At 58.3% G+C, this 18,028-nt stretch carries 17 protein-coding genes and 1 tRNA gene; 11 read left to right on the top strand and 7 right to left on the bottom strand.

The features are described from left to right. Positions 1–216 precede the first annotated feature (216 nt). On the bottom strand, positions 217–1,599 hold the full coding sequence (locus C7964_RS11820) for an aminotransferase family protein (RefSeq protein ID WP_110279856.1): 1,383 nt from the start codon (positions 1,597–1,599) through the stop codon (positions 217–219). A 480-nt stretch (positions 1,600–2,079) separates the two neighbouring features. Between C7964_RS11820 and C7964_RS11825 the strand changes: the two genes are divergently transcribed. From C7964_RS11825 to C7964_RS11840, 4 genes are all read left to right on the top strand, one after another. Beyond that, the gene (locus tag C7964_RS11825) at positions 2,080–3,081 is read left to right on the top strand and encodes a taurine ABC transporter substrate-binding protein (protein ID WP_110279857.1); all 1,002 of its coding nucleotides are present in this window, start codon (positions 2,080–2,082) and stop codon (positions 3,079–3,081) included. A 97-nt stretch (positions 3,082–3,178) separates the two neighbouring features. Then, a complete protein-coding gene (locus C7964_RS11830) occupies positions 3,179–3,982 on the top strand; it encodes a taurine ABC transporter ATP-binding protein (protein WP_110279858.1) in 804 nt (267 codons plus the stop codon). Continuing rightward, positions 3,982–5,316 (top strand): ABC transporter permease, encoded by a 1,335-nt coding sequence (locus C7964_RS11835; RefSeq protein WP_110279859.1) that lies wholly within the window; start codon positions 3,982–3,984, stop codon positions 5,314–5,316. The genes C7964_RS11830 and C7964_RS11835 overlap by 1 nt, the downstream gene beginning before the upstream one ends. 77 nt (positions 5,317–5,393) lie before the next feature. Then, the gene (locus tag C7964_RS11840; RefSeq protein ID WP_110279860.1) at positions 5,394–5,969 is read left to right on the top strand and encodes an NYN domain-containing protein; all 576 of its coding nucleotides are present in this window, start codon (positions 5,394–5,396) and stop codon (positions 5,967–5,969) included. On the opposite strand, the gene C7964_RS11845 is transcribed toward C7964_RS11840, so the two are convergent. The 5 genes from C7964_RS11845 to uvrB all read right to left on the bottom strand — a co-directional run bounded on the left by C7964_RS11845 (position 5,943) and on the right by uvrB (position 10,516). Continuing rightward, on the bottom strand, positions 5,943–6,407 hold the full coding sequence (locus C7964_RS11845) for a pyridoxamine 5'-phosphate oxidase family protein (protein ID WP_110279861.1): 465 nt from the start codon (positions 6,405–6,407) through the stop codon (positions 5,943–5,945). The two genes, C7964_RS11840 and C7964_RS11845, sit on opposite strands and share 27 nt — an antisense overlap. After that, positions 6,407–6,835, bottom strand: a complete 429-nt coding sequence (locus tag C7964_RS11850) for an excinuclease ABC subunit B (protein WP_110279862.1) — start codon at positions 6,833–6,835, stop codon at positions 6,407–6,409. The genes C7964_RS11845 and C7964_RS11850 overlap by 1 nt, the downstream gene beginning before the upstream one ends. A gap of 340 nt (positions 6,836–7,175) precedes the next feature. Beyond that, positions 7,176–7,571, bottom strand: coding sequence for a PIN-like domain-containing protein (locus tag C7964_RS11855; RefSeq protein ID WP_110279863.1), 396 nt, complete (start codon positions 7,569–7,571; stop codon positions 7,176–7,178). After that, positions 7,552–8,250 carry a hypothetical protein gene (locus C7964_RS11860; protein WP_110279864.1) on the bottom strand — a complete coding sequence of 233 codons (699 nt, stop codon included), beginning with the start codon at positions 8,248–8,250 and terminating at the stop codon, positions 7,552–7,554. Before C7964_RS11860 ends, C7964_RS11855 begins: the two co-directional genes overlap by 20 nt. A gap of 55 nt (positions 8,251–8,305) precedes the next feature. Next, positions 8,306–10,516 (bottom strand): excinuclease ABC subunit UvrB, encoded by a 2,211-nt coding sequence (gene uvrB / locus C7964_RS11865; RefSeq protein WP_110279865.1) that lies wholly within the window; start codon positions 10,514–10,516, stop codon positions 8,306–8,308. Between the two features lie 244 nt (positions 10,517–10,760). Between uvrB and C7964_RS11870 the strand changes: the two genes are divergently transcribed. The 7 genes from C7964_RS11870 (at position 10,761) to C7964_RS11900 (ending at position 15,829) form a co-directional block, all read left to right on the top strand. Beyond that, a complete protein-coding gene (locus C7964_RS11870; protein ID WP_220000174.1) occupies positions 10,761–11,183 on the top strand; it encodes a DUF6636 domain-containing protein in 423 nt (140 codons plus the stop codon). Positions 11,184–11,259: 76 nt separating this feature from the next. Then, positions 11,260–12,495 (top strand): aminopeptidase, encoded by a 1,236-nt coding sequence (locus C7964_RS11875; RefSeq protein WP_110279867.1) that lies wholly within the window; start codon positions 11,260–11,262, stop codon positions 12,493–12,495. A gap of 120 nt (positions 12,496–12,615) precedes the next feature. Continuing rightward, positions 12,616–12,927 carry an ETC complex I subunit gene (locus C7964_RS11880; RefSeq protein ID WP_055294137.1) on the top strand — a complete coding sequence of 104 codons (312 nt, stop codon included), beginning with the start codon at positions 12,616–12,618 and terminating at the stop codon, positions 12,925–12,927. A 54-nt stretch (positions 12,928–12,981) separates the two neighbouring features. Further along, positions 12,982–13,058 (top strand) — tRNA-Arg (locus C7964_RS11885). A 145-nt stretch (positions 13,059–13,203) separates the two neighbouring features. After that, on the top strand, positions 13,204–13,860 hold the full coding sequence (locus C7964_RS11890; RefSeq protein ID WP_110280250.1) for a sugar transferase: 657 nt from the start codon (positions 13,204–13,206) through the stop codon (positions 13,858–13,860). A gap of 104 nt (positions 13,861–13,964) precedes the next feature. Beyond that, on the top strand, positions 13,965–14,222 hold the full coding sequence (locus tag C7964_RS11895; protein ID WP_110279868.1) for a spike base protein, RCAP_Rcc01079 family: 258 nt from the start codon (positions 13,965–13,967) through the stop codon (positions 14,220–14,222). Between the two features lie 2 nt (positions 14,223–14,224). Beyond that, positions 14,225–15,829 carry a hypothetical protein gene (locus C7964_RS11900; protein WP_110279869.1) on the top strand — a complete coding sequence of 535 codons (1,605 nt, stop codon included), beginning with the start codon at positions 14,225–14,227 and terminating at the stop codon, positions 15,827–15,829. Between the two features lie 36 nt (positions 15,830–15,865). On the opposite strand, the gene C7964_RS11905 is transcribed toward C7964_RS11900, so the two are convergent. Continuing rightward, complete coding sequence (locus C7964_RS11905; protein ID WP_110279870.1) at positions 15,866–17,839, bottom strand: GumC family protein; 1,974 nt, start codon at positions 17,837–17,839, stop codon at positions 15,866–15,868. Between the last annotated feature and the right edge of the window lie 189 nt (positions 17,840–18,028).

Raw genomic sequence — 18,028 nt, forward strand, 5'->3', positions numbered from 1 at the left:
GTGGTGCTGCTGAAAATCCTGTGGTCCGCGACGGAAACCCTGCGCCGGCACGTATCAGAGGTGCAATAAGCTGGAGAAGACCAATGAAGCTGCTGCAAGTCGGATTTTTGGTTGTGTTAGGCACGCTGTGCTTTGCAACCTACGCAACGTCCAAGACGCTTCAGGCGCCTCAGGTGGGGTGGGTGCAGGAACAGACTGTCCCTGCACCTGATATGTTTAGCCCAAGACGCGGGTAATGGCGGCATCAACCGCAGAGGTGATGTGGTCCAGATCGTCGGCTGTCGCAATCAGTGACGGAGCGAATACAAGCGTGTTGTTATACCCCGGCACGGACCGGTTGGTCGCACCGATAATCACGCCCTGTGCCATACAGTCGGCCACGATCGCGCCCACATGCTTTTCCGACACAGGTTCTTTGGTCGCGCGGTCCTGCACCAGTTCAGCGCCCGCAAAGAGCCCCATGCCGCGCACATCGCCGATCCATTTGTGCTTTTCCATCAGCGCCTGAAGGTTGCCTTTCAGGTGCTCGCCCATGACGGCAGAGTTACCGCGCAGATCCTCTTCTTCGATGATCTTCATATTCTCGATGGCGGCGGCTGGGCCGCCAGTGCAGCCACCAAAGGTCGAGATATCGCGGAAGTAGCCCAGCGGATCGGTGTCGTCCTTGAACATGTCAAACACACGGTTCGTGGTCACACAGCAAGAGATCGCGGCGTAACCCGAGGCCACGCCTTTGGCCATGGTCACGATATCTGGTTGCACGCCAAACTGCTGGTAACCGAACCATGTGCCCGTGCGGCCAATGCCACAGACCACTTCGTCGATGTGGAGCAGAATATCGTATTTCTTGCAGATTTCCTGCACGCGCTCCCAATAACCTTTGGGTGGCACGATGATACCACCGCCCGCAGTGATCGGCTCAAGGCAAAGCGCACCGATGGTGTCGGCACCTTCTGCAAGGATCACATCCTCGATCGCCTGTGCTGCCTTTGCACCATATTCCTCGCCCACGCTTCCATCCTGTGAGCGGTACTCAAGGCAATGCGGCACGCGAACAAAGCCGGGTGCGAAGGGCCCGTATTGGGCGTTGCGTTCGTCCTGTCCGCCTGCCGACATCGTCGCTAGGGTCGAGCCGTGGTAATCGCGTTCGCGGTAGAGGATTTTCTGCTTCTTGCCGCCATAGTGCTTGTGGCTGATCTGACGGACCATCTTGAAGGCTTTCTCGTTCGCCTCCGAGCCGGAGTTCGCATAGTAAACCCGGTCCAGACCGGGCATTTTATCGATCAGCATCTCGGCGAATTGTGCGCCCGGGATTGTGCCGAGTGAGCCGCCGAAGAAGCACATCTTGGTCACGGCGTCCGAGATCGCTTTGCCGATCCGTTCGCGGCCGTAGCCTACGTTGACTGTCCAGACACCGCCGGAAACAGCGTCGACATGTTCTTTGCCCTTGATGTCCCAAAGGCGCAGGCCTTTGCCCTCAACGATGATACGCGGATCAATCGTTTCATACTGCTTGTGCTGGCTGAGGTGGTGCCACACATGCGCCCGGTCGGCCTCGATGACGGTTCCGGGATCGTTTGCGAAGTTCAGCGTATCCATGTCCGATGCTCCAAAAGAATGCAGTTTGGGGCCGTGCGAATCCACATTCGCTCCAGCCTCTCATGACCAGAGTGTGCCTATAGGCTGTGCAATCTCAATAGGGCCAGTTTGGGCGCTTAGTTATGGCCAAAATAGAGATGTTGTCGGCCTGATCTGACTGTGGATTCCACCTAACATTATGAAATACAGGAAATAAGTTGCCTTATCTGCCGCAGTCCAAACAACATGCCGGTGAAAAAGAGCATGAATCCATCATTGACGCGCGCCTTTGAATTTCTTTCGCTGAACCCCGACCTGCCGCCTAATTGAGCACTCGATCAGGCGCGAGGCAAAACGGATGGCCGCGCGCCGTCAGGAAACCGGCTGGGGGTGATGAGACTTGGAACAGATGTCTTTTCATGGTCAGCTAACTTAAGGCGGGAAAACCGCCAAACGATGATCCTTGAGCCAAGGGTCGCAACACGGGAGACTGAAATGACAATGAAGAAAACACTTATGGGCGCTGCTGCCAGTGTCGCACTCTTGACGGGTGCCACGCAGGCCTTTGCGGCCGGACACGGTGAAATTACTGTTGGTTATTTTCTCGAATGGCCGATGCCATTCCAGTACGCCAAGGTAAACGGCACCTACGATGAAGAGATGGGCGTTACGGTCAACTGGGTCAGCTTTGACACAGGCACCGCCATGTCCGCCGCCATGGCATCAGGCGACGTGCAGATCTCGGTCAGCCAGGGTGTGCCCCCCTTCGTGATCGCAGCAAGCGCGGGGCAGGATCTCCAAGTGCTGGATGTTGCTGTGAGCTATGCCGACAATGACAACTGCGTTGTTGCCAGCATCCTTGAGATCGACAAGGATTCAGCGGGCGAACTGGAAGGCAAGAAGGTTGCTGTGCCACTGGGAACGGCCGCGCATTATGGCTTCCTCAGACAGATGGACCACTTTGGCGTGGATGTTGCCACCCTTGATGTTGTCGACATGGCGCCGCCAGAGGGGGCCGCAGCATTGGCGCAGGGTTCCGTTGATATGATGTGCGGTTTCGGCGGTTCGCTCCGCACGGCGATGGAATACGGGAATGTATTGCTGACCGGCGATGAAAAGACCGAGTTGGGCATCCTTGTTTTTGACGTGACATCGGCGCCGGCGTCGTTCGTTGCGGAAAACTCCGATCTGGTGGCAAAGTTTCTGGCTGTGACAGCACAGGCGAACGCGGACTGGAACGCCGGTACGATGGTCGACGAAATGCTTCCTGTGATCGCACAAGACAGCGGCATGGACGAACAGGCGGCGCGTGACTTTATGGCGACCTTCACCTTCCCGACGATCGAGGAACAGCTGAGCCAGAGTTGGCTGGGCGGCAATGCGGCGGGCTTCATGCAGGGTGTCGCGCAGGTCTTTGTGGATGCCGGTTCGATCCCGAGCGCGCTGAGCAGCTATGAGGGTGCCGTGAACACAGGCCCGCTGCAAGCGGCAGCTGACATGTAATCATGTATTGGGCCGGTGCTTGCGCGCACCGGCCCAATCATTTTCAGACCGGCGCGACAACAGGGTCCGCCGCTGTGAAAATGATTGGGGGCAGAACATGTCAGGACTTCAAATAGACAAACTCTCCATGCGGTTCGATCTACCGAATGGGTCATCGGTGCAAGCACTCAAGGACGTCTCGCTTGATCTCAAGGCGGGTGAGTTGCTGTCGGTTCTGGGGCCTTCGGGCTGCGGTAAGACGACACTGCTGAATATCGTCGCGGGCTTTCTGGCTCCGACTGCGGGCACGATCACACTGAATGGTCACAAGGTTACCGGCCCTGCTGCCGAGCGCGGCATGGTGTTCCAGCAGGGCGCGCTTTTTGAGTGGATGAGCGTGCGTGAAAACGTGGGCTTTGGTCCGTCGATGAAAGGTATGCCCAAGGCGGAGAAAGCGAAGATCGTTGACCATCTGCTTGATGTTGTGGGCTTGCAGGATTTCAAGGAAAAAGCTGTCTATGAGCTTTCGGGGGGGATGCAGCAGCGTGTTGCGCTGGCGCGTTGTCTTGCCAATGAACCTGATGTGATCTTGATGGACGAACCGCTGGGCGCACTTGATGCGCTGACGCGCGAAAAGATGCAGGGTCTGGTTCTGAAGCTGTGGAAAGAGACCGGGAAAACGATCATTCTGATCACACACTCGGTGGAAGAGGCGCTTTTGCTGGGCGAACGCCTGATTGTCATGGCGCCGCGTCCGGGCCGTATTCATACCGAATACCGTCTGCCCTTTGCCGAAATGGGCGTGGGCCAGGATCTGCGCGAAGTCAAGAAACATCCCAAATTTGGAGAAACCCGTGAGGAAATTCTGGGAATGATCTGGGACATGGAAGAAGAAATCATGGGCCGGACGGAGGACGCATAATGGCATTGCTAGGAGACCTTTGGGGCGAATTCTGGGCGGTTCTGACAACGCTCTTTGCTGCGGCCCCCTATATCATCGGCTATATCCTGATCATCCTGTTGATGATGGTGATCTGGAACGGCGTAAAACGGTTGCTGACGCCCAAACATGACTACAGCTCGCTCAAGACTGTCACCTTTGGTGATGAAAGCGCGGTCACGTCAAACACGGTAGCTTCTGTTGTTTCGATCGTGCTGATCTTTGTGTTGTGGGGCGCATTCACCGGCTCGAAGCTCTTGCCCGGGTTCATGCACGCACCGGGCCCGTTTCAGGGGGAGGGATCGTTTGAATATACGATCACGACGCCCGCAGGGGATAGCGACACAGCCACGGTCAGCGTTGTTGTGCACCCAACAGGTGAAGATGTTGCAGCCCCTGAGGTTGCCCCGGGTGACGGAATCGCCAAGAACGACGCAATTGCAATTCCTGTTTATCGCAGCGAATTGCTGCGGGTCGACAGTAACGACGAAATGGGCCGTGATGAAGAGACGTTCATCACCGCTGTGGATGGCCAAGCGATTGCGCCGGGCGGCAGTGTTGATGTCAGTTTTGGCCGCGTGGCAATGTCGGACAAAGGCACGCTGAACATCATTCCCGCCACGGGCATGCAGATGGAACCCATCTGGCTGCCATCGCCCGAAGCGGTCTGGAGCAGGCTGGGCGATATTGCTACGGTCGGCTATCGAAACTCGACCTTGGCCGAACATCTGGGCTATTCGCTTTTCCGTGTGATCGTCGGTTTCTTGCTGGGTGCGCTGGTGGGGATTCCTCTGGGCTATGCCATGGGGCTGTCGAACTGGTTCCGTGGCTGGTTTGACCCGATTGTCGAATTCATGCGCCCTGTGCCACCGCTTGCGTTGATCCCGCTTGTGATCATCTGGGCGGGGATCGGTGAAGTGGGCAAGATCATCCTCCTGTTTCTTGCGGCGCTCTGGATCATGGCGATTGCGGCCCGTTCGGGTGTGTCGGGCGTGCGGATTTCCAAGGTCCATGCGGCCTATTCGCTGGGTGCATCAAAGTGGCAAATCATGCGCTATGTGATCATACCGAACTCTTTGCCGGAAATCTTTACCGGTGCGCGCGTTGCGATGGGTGTCTGCTGGGGCACTGTTGTGGCGGCAGAACTTGTCGCGGCGGAGAAGGGGGCAGGCATGATGATCATGGTGGCCTCGAAATTCCAGAGCACAGACATCGTGCTGATGGGGATTATCCTGATCGGCATCATCGGGTTCAGCATTGATATGCTGATGCGGCAGGCCGAAAAATGGCTGGTGCCGTGGAAGGGCAAGGGTTGATTGCCCACAACCTTTAGGTGATAGAGACAGGCGAGGGTTGCGGAACCTTCGCCTTTTTCTATGCGCAAGGGCCGAACATGCAAGATCTGGACCTGGTAGAGCTTATCAGTATCGCAGCCCTGCTTTTGCTGCTCTTTTTGCGGTTTCTCCCTAAACGCAAAGGCAGAAGGCCTGCACCTGCGCGACCGCGCAAAGCACCGGTCACGCCGCCACCGGCAGAAATTCCGGTCCCTCAGAATGCGATCCTCGTGGATGGGTCCAACGTGATGCATTGGGGGCCGAAGCCCTCTGTCAAAATTCTGGCCCAAGTGCTGCGCAGCCTTGAACGCGCGGGCTATACGCCGATTGTGTTTTTCGATGCCAGCGTCGGCTATGTCCTCGACGATCACTATTATGACGAGGCGAAACTGGCCCCGCTGCTGGGTATCCCGCAAGAGCATATCTGTGTTGTTAACAAAGGCGTCATAGCGGATGTGTCGATCCTGTCGATGGCCACGGATCATGGCCTGCGTGTTGTCAGCAATGACAAATACCGCGACTGGCGGGTCCAGTTTCCGCATGCCGGAAAGAAGGGTGTTCTGCTTGACGGCACATGGCGGGACGGCACGGTTGTCTGGCGCGGGAAACTAAACCCCCAGGTCGTCCGCGCCTAGGGTGAAGGCCTTGCCGAAACCGCCGTTGAGATGCGCCTCGGACACCGCCAGTGCGTACATCCTGAAGTCGCTGAAATTATAGTATAATTGTGCCTTTGGGATGGCTGCCAGCCACGTTGCTTTGTAGGCGGATTTATCAACCTCCTGTGCCGTGCACATCAATGTCATGCGCGGATGTGTGAGGGGGTCACCCTTGTCACCCGGCTCACCGATCAGCGCCGCACAGGCCGGGTTTTTGGCAAGCGCCTTTGTATGCAGTGACAGCGTCGAGACCAGCGTCAGAAGCGCGCCTTCGTGCCAGAGCATCGCCGTGCGGGCGACATAGGGTGTGCCGCTCTCGGGGTGGGTGACCGCAAGGGCGGCAAAGCGGGTGTTTTGCAGCAGGTCCTTGGCCAGTGCGCGGGCGTTATCGTCGGTCGGGTTGATCGGGTCGGTCATCACGCAAGGTTGGCGGCGGGGCAGTTGCGAAAGGCGGTCATGGCGGGGCCGATCCCGTCCAGATCAAATCCCACGGTGGTGTCACCCAGAATGGCGTAGGCGCGTGCGTTGAACTCTAACCCGTCGAGAACATTGCCAAATCCACGATCCGTGACGGTAAGGCTGCGGCCATCAGGGCTGACGCTATGGCGGTCTGTCTGGATGCTGATGGGACGGTCATTGGCGAAGGCCATGCCGAAGACCGGATCACCGGACCAGCGCCCTTGGGGCAGGGTCACTGTGACTGCATATTCGGTGATTGCGGGGTCGTAGGTGACGGTGATTTCGCCTGCCGCTTGGGTGTCCGTCAGGGTGCAGATCGGCGAGGCCGAAAACTCCCACGCGGCGGCGGGTGAGGCGAGGAGGAGGAAGGCGAGAACGGTGCGCATGGGCAGGATGTAGGCGGCGCGCGGCGGTGGGCAAGGCCGCAGTGACGCAACGCGCGGTGGGGGGTGACGGGTGATTGCGGCGATGACGCAGGGACTCGCGTGTTAATGCAGGGTTTTGCGGGGGATGGGGGCGTATGCAATGCGTACACAACCCGTACACAACCCGTATGTACACGGTGTACGGTTTTGGCGGGTTAAGGCCGCGGGCGGTGGGATGTGTGAATGGGGCGTTAAGGTTTGCGGGGCGTTGAGGTCCCGGATCAAGTCCGGGACTGCGCGGGGGTAGGGTGGGTGAAACCCACGGGGTTGCGGCGCGTGGGTTTCACCCACCCTACGATTGCTAAAGAGGCCGGAATTTACCTTTGTTTTCGGGTAGCTGAAAAAGGCCGCGCTCATTCAGTTTGCGTTGCATCAGAATTCCTTCCCAGTGCCAAAGGATTGAAGCGCCTTGTTGGCTGATGTGTTTCTTCTGTAACGCTGGCGAGAGGTAGAATGCGACAATTCGGTTGCGAAGGATAGCGGCACGTTCCGCCTTTTTTCGGGCGTTTGCGAGGTCTTTGGATATCACTATCCAATTCCCTCCACTGTCCAATTGATCGAAGTATTCAACGTCTGAGATGTTCGTTTGAAATTTGTCCCGTAGTGCAAACGCTTCATGCCGGTCAATTTTAACAATTTCGTGGAGGCCACGCGCCAAAGCTGGGGGCATATTATGATCAAACAGTATTTTGACCATCAGTCTCTTTTTGAGCCGCGCTCAACGAACGCTCAAATGCCACGGCTTGTTTAATCGCTTGGATTGGGATCTCGTAAATACTTGCTAAATAGCGAAAATCATCAAATTCATTGAACTCGGTGTAGATCGTATGAGTAGAAACCCCAAATTCATCTAATAGCGGATCGCCAAAAAATCGCTTTGGATCAATGACCACTGCTTGGTAGTCAGCAGGCCGCCAACGTGCTGCCAAATCTTCTTCGTACTCAAGATCATTCAGTGACTGATCCACGATATCCTTGAAAACTTTTTGACCAGGGTATTTGGACGATAGGCTGACATATTCCCCGTCTTCCTCAATCGCATCCATCAAGATGCTCCGTCCGTCTGTTTTGAAGTTTTGGGAAGCTAACGGTCGTTCAATCCCATACTTTTCTTGTGCGAGACGCATTGCGAACCGGATTGCCTGCATGGAAATACCAGCACTTCGCATCGACGCCACAACCCTGACTTCGACAAGGTCCAAAAAACTGATTTCAGTTGAGTCTTCCAAGAATTGGTAATGCGCGTGCCAAAGAGGTTCATCGGTCCCACTGCCTCGTGTCCACCGCAAGACCTGCTGAGGGGTGCGGCCGACAAGCCGAGCAGCCTCACGTGGGGTATACACACCTTGTCCTAGAATACTGTCGTCGAGTGGCACTTGCGATCTCCTTAGCCCACATCTAGTTACATAAAGTGTATTTGGGAATCCCTAATTACTTCCGCTTACCCCCATACCTGCTCTTCCCGCCGCGCATACCCCCACGTCCGCCAGTACTCCGGCCTGACGCCTTCTGCGCGTCATCGACTGCGCGGTCCACGGCCTGTTGCCGTGCCAGCGGGTCATCCGAGATCGTGAGTTCCACGGTTTCCAGCCGCTTCACCTCGTCCCGCAGGCGGGCGGCCTCTTCGAATTCGAGGTTTTCGGCGGCTTTGCGCATGTCCGCGCGCAGACCGTCGAGCACCGCCTGCAAATTCGCACCCGCCATCGGTTTGTCGACCTTGGCAGTGACGCGGTTCATATCGACGTCGCCTTTGTAGAGGCCCGCCAGAATATCCTCGACGTTCTTTTTCACCGTCATCGGGGTGATGCCGTGTTCTTCGTTATAGGCGAGTTGCTTGGCGCGGCGGCGTTCGGTTTCCTTCATCGCCCGTTCCATCGAACCGGTGATCCGGTCGGCGTACATGATCACGCGGCCTTCCGCGTTGCGCGCGGCGCGGCCGATGGTTTGGACAAGGGACGTCTCGGACCGCAGGAAGCCTTCTTTATCCGCATCCAGAATGGCAACCAGACCACATTCGGGAATGTCGAGCCCCTCGCGCAGCAGGTTGATCCCGATCAGCACGTCGAAGGCCCCCAGCCGCAGGTCGCGGAGGATTTCGATGCGCTCGATGGTGTCAATATCCGAGTGCATATAGCGCACGCGGATGCCCTGTTCGTGCATGTATTCGGTCAGGTCCTCGGCCATGCGTTTGGTCAGGGTCGTGACCAGCGTGCGGTAGCCGTCGGCGGCAACTTTACGGACCTCGTCCAGCAGGTCGTCAACCTGCATATCGACGGGGCGAATTTCGATTTGCGGGTCGATCAGGCCGGTGGGGCGGATGATCTGTTCGGTGAAGACACCGCCCGTCTGTTCCAGCTCCCACGCCGCAGGGGTGGCCGAGACAAATACGGATTGCGGGCGCATGGCGTCCCATTCTTCGAATTTGAGCGGGCGGTTATCCATACAAGAGGGCAGCCGGAACCCATGTTCGGCCAGTGTGAATTTGCGCCGGTAGTCGCCTTTGTACATGCCGCCGATCTGCGGGACCGAGACGTGGCTTTCATCGGCAAAGACGATGGCGTTGTCGGGAATGAATTCGAAGAGCGTGGGGGGCGGTTCACCCGGTGCGCGGCCCGTGAGGTAGCGCGAGTAGTTTTCGATGCCGTTGCAGACACCTGTTGCCTCGAGCATTTCAAGGTCGAAATTGGTGCGTTGTTCCAGCCGCTGCGCCTCGAGCAGTTTGCCGTCTGCGACCAGTTGGTCGAGCCGCATCCGGAGTTCCTTTTTGATCCCGATGATGGCCTGCTGCATTGTGGGTTTCGGCGTCACATAGTGCGAATTGGCGTAGATGCGCACCTTGTCGAAACTGTCGGTTTTCTCGCCCGTCAGCGGGTCGAATTCGGTGATGGATTCCAGTTCCTCGCCAAAGAACGACAGTTTCCATGCACGGTCATCCAGGTGGGCGGGCCAAATCTCTAAACTGTCGCCGCGCACGCGGAAGGTGCCGCGCTGGAAGGCGGCATCGTTGCGGCGGTATTGTTGCGCGATCAGGTCGGCGATGATCTGGCGCTGGTCATAGTCGGTGCCCGCGTGGATGTCCTGCGTCATCGCCCCATAGGTTTCGACCGACCCGATCCCGTAAATGCAAGAGACAGAGGCCACGATGATCACGTCGTCCCGTTCCAAGAGCGCGCGGGTGGCCGCGTGGCGCATCCGGTCGATCTGTTCGTTGATCTGGGATTCTTTCTCGATGTAGGTGTCTGAGCGGGCGACGTAGGCTTCGGGCTGGTAGTAGTCGTAGTAGGACACGAAATACTCGACTGCGTTATCGGGAAAGAAGCCTTTGAATTCGCCGTAAAGCTGGGCTGCGAGGGTCTTGTTGGGCGCAAGGATGATCGCGGGGCGCTGGGTTTGTTCGATCATTTTCGCCATGGTGAAGGTTTTGCCCGTACCGGTCGCGCCCAAGAGCACCTGGTCGCGTTCACCAGCCAGGATACCGGCGCTGAGTTCGGCAATCGCGGTGGGCTGGTCGCCTGCCGGTTCAAACTCGGTTTTCAGCACGAATTGCTTGCCGCCTTCCAGCTTTTCGCGGGTTTTGACGTCAGGGGCGGGGTTGGCGAGGAACTGGTCAATCTCGCGTTTGTCGGTCTGGGCGTAGGCCATTGGGATCGGTCCTTTGGGGTTATGCCTATAGTTGATGTGTTTGGGGTGGGGTTCAAGGGTGGCTCCTGACAGGATGTGTCAGGAGTGTCAGCGTTTACGGCGCCGTCCACGCATCGCTGCTGCAACAGATGCGATCATCCCGGCTGCACTGTTTCCGGTCCGATTGCCGTTTTCCGGTCGCAATAGTGTGTGTTTTGACTAAGCCGAGGATCATGTTAGGTCTGCACTTGTGAAGAGTATGGTTTTGTCATTCCCCGCGCGCCGAAACGTCCTTGCGCTTGTGCTTGCTGCTTGCGGCAGCATTGGCGCGGCTGATGCTGATATCGCTTTCCAGTCGCCTTCCGGAAATATCCGCTGTGACATGACCCGCGGTGCGCCCTTGGCTGTGCAATGCAACCTTGGTGTGGACGTGCAGAGCTATACCAATCGTCCGGCGTCCTGTGATGGTGACTGGGGGACAACCTTTGGTGTCGGTCAGACGGGTCGTGGCCAATTGGTCTGTGTGACTGATGATGTTCTGACGCAGCAGGAGCGTGACGTCCTGCCTTACGGCAGCAGCGCCATCCTTGACGGTATTACCTGCCAGTCAGAGCTTTCGGGTGTGACCTGCACCAATCTTGAAGGCGGCGGTTTTGAAGTGCGCCGGGCCGCGCAGCGGATCTTTTAAGGCTTTGACTTCGTGCGCAGTCGGTTGACCTTGGCGCGCTACGCAATAGTGTCAGCGCGAACAAACGAGGTGCCCCATGTCCGACTATATCGATCCCGTCAAACTTGACCGTCTTGCCGAAGTGGCGGTGCGCACAGGTGTGAACCTGCAACCTGGGCAGGATCTGGTGATTACAGCACCGATGGCCGCGCTTGATCTGGTGCGCCGCATTACCGTGCATGCCTATAAGGCGGGTGCGGGGATTGTGACGCCTTTTTTCAACGATGATGCGATTACCTTGGCGCGCTTTGAACATGCGCCCGATGAAAGCTTTGATCGTGCGCCGAACTGGTTTTTTGAGGGGATGGCGGCGGCCTTTAAAGGCGGGGCTGCGCGGATGGCGATTACCGGTGATGACCCGATGCTTCTGGCGGGCCAGGACCCTGCCAAGGTGGCACGGCTGAGCAAGGCAACGTCGCTTGCGGCGAAACCTGCGATGGGGCCGATTGTCGGGTTCGAGGTGAACTGGAATATCGTGGCCTACCCGGGTGCTGCATGGGCGGCAAAGGTGTTTCCCGATCTGCCGGTGGAAGAGGCGCAAGGCAAGTTGATGGATGCGATCTATGCCGCGTCCCGTCTTGAAGGGGATGATCCGGTCGCGAATTGGGCCGCGCATACCGCCACCCTGAAAGAGCGGGTGAACTGGCTGAATGAACAGAATTTCTCGGCGCTGCATTATATCGGGCCCGGCACGGATCTGATGCTGGGCCTGGCCGATGGCCATATCTGGAAAGGCGGGGCGTCACCTGCGCTCAACGGTGTGATCTGCCAGCCGAACATTCCCACCGAAGAGGTCTTTACCTGCCCGCATGCCTATAAGGTCGATGGCACCGTGGCCGCAACCAAACCGCTGGCGCATCAGGGGTCTGTCATCGAGGATATCGCCGTGCGCTTCGAGGCGGGTCGGATTGTCGAAGCGACCGCCAGCAAGGGCGAAGATGTGTTGAAAGCGTTGCTCAAGACCGATGATGGCGCGAGCCGGATCGGTGAGGTGGCCTTGGTGCCGCATTCAAGCCCGATCAGCCAGTCAGGGACACTGTTTTACAACACGCTTTTCGATGAGAACGCGTCCTGCCATATCGCGCTGGGCCAGTGCTATGCCGATACAATCGAAGGCGGATCGGAGTTGTCGCCTGAAGAATTGAAGCAGAAGGGCGGGAACCAGAGCATTATCCACGTTGACTGGATGATGGGCTCGGATGCGGTGGATATCGACGGGATTACCAAGACAGGTGCGCGTGTGCCGGTGATGCGGGGTGGTGAGTGGGCATAACTCGCCAGAATTTTCAAAAATTCTGGGCCAAATTCTTGGAAGATTTTGGTGTGTCCTGCGGCAAATGCTTGCGTCACCACGCCAGTTTGCACATATAGAGACCAGCCAAGGGAGACCGCGATGCGCGCACGAATCTATAAGCCAGCAAAGACAGCCATGTCGTCAGGCACGGCCAAGACAAAGCATTGGGTTCTGGAACATGTGGCCGAAACGGCGCGTGAGGTTGATCCGCTGATGGGCTGGACCTCGTCTTCGGATACGCAGGCGCAGGTCAAGCTGGAATTCGATAGCAAAGAGGCGGCGCTGGAGTATGCGCGCGAACATGGCATCGACGCGGTTGTGCGTGAACCCAAGCCGCGCAAAGCGAATATCCGCCCCGGTGGATATGGCGAGAATTTTGCGACCAACCGCCGTGGGGCCTGGACGCATTAGCACCTCTTGGGGCTTGCCAAAGCCCTCCAAGACGCGCGATACCGCCAAGCGTGCGGTCCGATAGCTCAACTGGATAGAGCAGCTGACTTCTAATCAGCAGGTTGAGGGTTCGAGTCCTTCTCGGATCGCCATTTGTACAGGTCGGGCTGACCTGCACTGGGGACCATTTTTGGGGCCAAATTTCACCTTAATCACTCTTTAACCTTCTTCGTGAAAGTTGACAGCGAAAGACGTGCTGCGTCGTGTCTTTCGGGTTTTATGAGAGTGCGGTCTGCCATGTTTGATTTTCAGGACGATATTCTGGACCTGGCCACCCGGCCTGTCATTGACGACGCACACTTGCCATCCCGCCAGTTGCGCCTGTCCAAACGGGTGTTTGATATCGCGGTGTCCTTGTTGTTGTTGCCGGTCCTGGGGCTGATTGCAGCGGGATTGCTGGTGCTGAACCCAGTGTTCAATCGCGGGTCCTTGATGCACCGGCAGTTGCGCATGGGATATGCCGGTCAGCCGTTCATGGCCTATAAGTTCCGCTCCATGCGCCATGTGGTGACACATACGCGGGGTGCTTTCGACCGACTGGAAGAAGATCGCATTTCCAAGCTCGGGGCACTGATGCGCAAATGCCGGATTGATGAACTGCCCCAAATCTTGAATGTTTTGCGCAAAGAGATGAGCCTGATTGGCCCGCGTCCCGACCTTTTTGATCATGCACTCGCCTATCAAAAACAGGTGCCCGGCTATGCCGCGCGTCATCAGGTCATGCCGGGGATCAGTGGTCTGGCACAAACCGAGATCGGTTACGTGGACGGTCTGAAGGGAATCAGGCGCAAGGTTGCGGCTGACCATTACTATATCGCGCATGCAAGCCTGCGGTTTGATCTGTGGATCGCGTGGCGAACGCTTTGTGTGATTGCAGGATGCAAGGGGCGTTAGTTTCAGGCGCCGGGGGTGTTGCACACCGCAACGTGCGCCGGTCAAGGCGGTTGGTAAGTATAGGTCCGTAAGCATTGAGGTTCATTCCTAACTGGAGACCGAGAATGCCTGATCCCTTTGACACCGATTATGTGAATCTGACCTCGCCTGCTGTGGCGCATTATGTCATCGCGCCCTCTGATCTATCCGACTTGCCGGTGCGGCCGCGCGCGCTTTACGTCAATTCCGCAGGGACGGCCGCGTTGCAGGATGCCGCCGGAGAAGTTGTCACCTACGATCTTGCGGCGGGTGTTGTGTTGTCGATCCGTCCTGTACGGGTGCTGGCCTCGGGGACCACCGCGCAACTGGTGGCGTGGTACTGAGCATGATTGGTGTAGAGCTTTCGCCAAGTGCGGGGTCGGGCCATGTGCCCGCACCGCAGCCGCTGGCTGCGTTCTTTGCCCATGGCGGGGGCCGGTCTGTTGCTCTTGCGCCGGGTTTTGAGGATGGTCTGACCATCTGGACCGAAGTGGGACCCCACCATGCCGCCCGTCTGCGTCTGGACCAGACAGACCCCACGATGCGGATGTCATGGCGTGAAACGCAACTGGTTGAACTGCGCAATGTCTATCCTGTGGGCCGCATGACCCTGACGGGCAGTTGGTCGCAATTGCAGACTTCGGGGTCGGGGTTCGCGGCCAGCTATACCGGCAATCGCGCGATCAGCACCGGGTCAACCGGTGCCAGTGCCACCGTGCAGGTGGGCAGGGATGCGCCCTATGACATGTGGATCAACTATACCGGCCGGACCAGTGGCGGCTATGTCAAAGTCGAGATTGACGGCGCGCAGAGCCTCGTGAATGAAATCGCCGATCCTGCCGGCTTGGGCTTCAAGGCCTTTTCGAGTTATGCCGCGACCGATCTGACCCGCCGCCAGTCGGTTAAGGTGGCCAGCGGTCTGACGGGCGAACACACTGTCACCCTGAGCTTTGGTGGTGCCGCGACACCCGGTGGCGGGGCTATTATGGTTGAGGCGGTAGCCATCACGGGCGCCTTGACTGATCCGCATATCCTGCCGCCGCTTTGGACGCCGGACACGGCCTATGCGATGGGAGACGAGGTGCAATTCGGCGGCATGTATTATGCCGCCCGTGCCAGTGGTGTCAGCGGCACAGCGGGCCCGACCCATATGAGCGGGATCGCCTCGGACGGGGCGCTGGATTGGCGGGTGGACAGCCGCCCGACCTATCCAAGCTTTGCCATCATCGATTATGCGTCCGAGCGCGAATATGCCGCGCGTCTGGATGTCGGTGACAGTGTCGTGGAAGTGGGTGGACAGACCCATGGCCGTGATACGCTGGATGCACGGTCGATCACACTTGATGGTGTGCCCTGGGTGCCTGCAACCACGGGCAACGGCCTGAGTGTGGGACGCCGGATCGCAATGGTCGAGACCTCGACATGGCAAGGTGGCGGCAGTGGTCCGCTGGCGACCTGCCAGACCAGCCGCGCGATCACTGCCGGTGCGATCCACCACACCGTGCAGGTCGCTGTCACGGCCGCCAGTTTTGATGTGGAATGGTTCTATGCCGGCATGTTGCCTTTTGTGCGCTGGGAAGGCGAAACAGCGGCGACGGTGATCGAGACCCTGACGGCGGAAAACGGAACGTCTGTCAGCCCAGCGGATTATGCGGGCCAGACGGATGATCTGGTGGCCTTTCCCGCCACCCGCAAGCTGGGTTTGACGGGTGCCACAGCTGTGGGCAGTTTTGTTTATGGCCATGAGGCGGGTGCGCTTTCGGCGGCGGGCAACAGGCTTGATGCGTTTGACGCGTTCGTCTTGCCAAATATCGAAGGCCGCACCGCCAGCGGATCAATTGATTGGCCCGCAAAGGCCTATATCAGTGCAAATGTGGATGGCGGATTGACCCTGCAAGAGGGCGATCTTTTGCAGTTTTACAACCGGCACGTGATCTCGGTAACACCGTAAGGATTAGGGCCGCCGCGTGCGGCCCTTTTTCTGACCCTAAAGCGTTTGCGCCGCTTGCAGCGCGGACAGGCAAGGATCGTTGGACCATTGCCGCATCCTGCGCAGGTTGATCTGTGACAGGACAAGCCCTGTGGCCGGATGCCCGATATCCCGAAGCGCCTCAAGGCCGCGTTGCACCATGTCGCGCGGGGTCTTTGACCAGCGGACCGCATAGATGATCGCATCGGACTGGCGCGCAAATAGCAGCGCCTCGGGAGCGGCCATCACGGGTGGTGCGTCAATGATGATGTGGTCATAGCGCTGGCGCAGACTGTCCAGCCTTAGGGTCAACTGATCGGGCAAAAGCGGCGCATGGCGGTCTGTCAATTCGGGGATCACCAGAACATCGGCCCCAAGACTTGGGCAATGGGTTGCCTGTTCGCCAGTGGCCCAGCTTTGTTGCGCGGCATGAAAGGGAGCTGCGCCGAGCAACGATTGCAAGAGTGGATCGGACGTATCTGCGCCGATCAGGACCACCCGTTTGCCCGACATCCCAAGGGTCCGTGCCAGAAGAAGCGCATGGTGCGTCTTGCCTTCTGCGACGGTGCTCGAGGTTGAAAGGATCACCTTTGCGGTACTGCCCTGCGGGGTCAGGGCAAGCGCTGTGTGCAACCTGCGGCCCGCTTGCGACAGCCCTGTCTGGGGCCGTGTGGCCAAGGCGCGCCCACCACTATTGAAATAGCGCAAGGCGCGGTGCGAGAACTGCGCCAGAACCGGCAGGGCGGTTGCATCGTGCAGGCTATTGGCGTCAATGAAACCCTTGCGTGTCATATGCCGGATGGCGACCGCGATAATGCCCAGTAGGGTGCCCAAGACAGATGCGACCGTCAGAAGCAGCATCTTTTGTGGTCCTGCATATGTACCTTTGGTGGCTGGTGTGATCCGCAAGCCTGCGGCGGTGCCCAGTCCCTGTTGCATCCGGTTTTCCTGCAGTTGTGCCAGAAAGCTTTGATAGACCAGGCGCGTGGCCTCGGTTTGAAGTGCAATCTGTTGCAGGGCTGCGTGTCCTTCCGATTGCACCGAAAGCTGCGCACTGCGCCGGTCTTTGAGTGCGGCAATTTCGTTAATTTTCTCGCGCAGTTGCGCGATTTCGGCTGTGTTGCGCGCGCTTCCGCTGTCGGGTGCGACTTCAAGCGCGCGCAGTGCGTTGCGTGCTTCGCTCAGGTCCTGATCTGCGGCAAGCACCTGTGCCGTCAGCGCATCCAATGCAATGTCACCCTGAATTTGCGCCGAGGCGATAATCGCGGCGGCCTGCGCGTCTTGCTGCGCGAGTTCGGCGCGCAGATCAGTGACGCGCGCTTGCAGCAGGGCCTCCGTTGTGACCTGTTTTTGTCTTTGCGCTGCTTCCATATGGGTCAGGTAAAGTGCGGCTGTCGTATTGGCGAGCGTCACTGCTTTGTCCGCGTCATGGCTCTGTGCTGTGATGTGCAGAATATAGGTGTCGGCCTGGCGGGTGACCGTGAGTGCGCGGCGCAGGTTCTGGATCGTCTTGTCCAGAATGGCGGCTTCATCGGGGGGCTGTTCTGTCGTGCCGGCCAGCCAGTGCCGCAGTTGCGTGCGCAAGGCATTGGGCGAAAAGGGTTTTGTTGGCGCAAGGTATCGGTTGAATTCGGGGTCTGCCAGCAGATCCAGCGCCGCGACGACACGTGTCAGCACCGGGTCCGAGGTGACAAGGGCGGCGGCGGTGTTCAATGCCGTTTCATCGCGGTCCTGCGGGGCGGCCATGCCCGACGTTGCATCATCGGCACCGCCAAGTTGGGATGTTGCCACAGCCGTGTACTGGGGCTGGGCCATCCGGAATGCATAGTATCCGGTCACCCCCGTTGTGAAGAGAAGCGCACAAAGCACCAGCCATTTGCCGTGCCACAGAACGCGCAACATGGCCGCGACATCCAGCGGTGCGATCCGGTCAAAGGTGTCGCGGTACCCGTCATACGGGTCCGGTCTGGCGGCATCGTTACGCTGTGTCATGGCAGTCCAGGTCTGGGTTTCTGTCCGGGTTCGTCCCTGCAAAACACCACAAAGGAGTTAACCTTTAATTAATCACAATGAATGAGGACTAAAGCTGCGCCTTCTTTGGTTAATGGCGCTTAGCAACGGTTTTCGTGTGATGCCAGTATCGGGATTAGCAAGGTTGGCAGGCAAAGGCGCCGCAGGGTC

Source organism: Loktanella sp. PT4BL (genome assembly GCF_003201935.1).
Lineage (GTDB): Bacteria > Pseudomonadota > Alphaproteobacteria > Rhodobacterales > Rhodobacteraceae > Yoonia.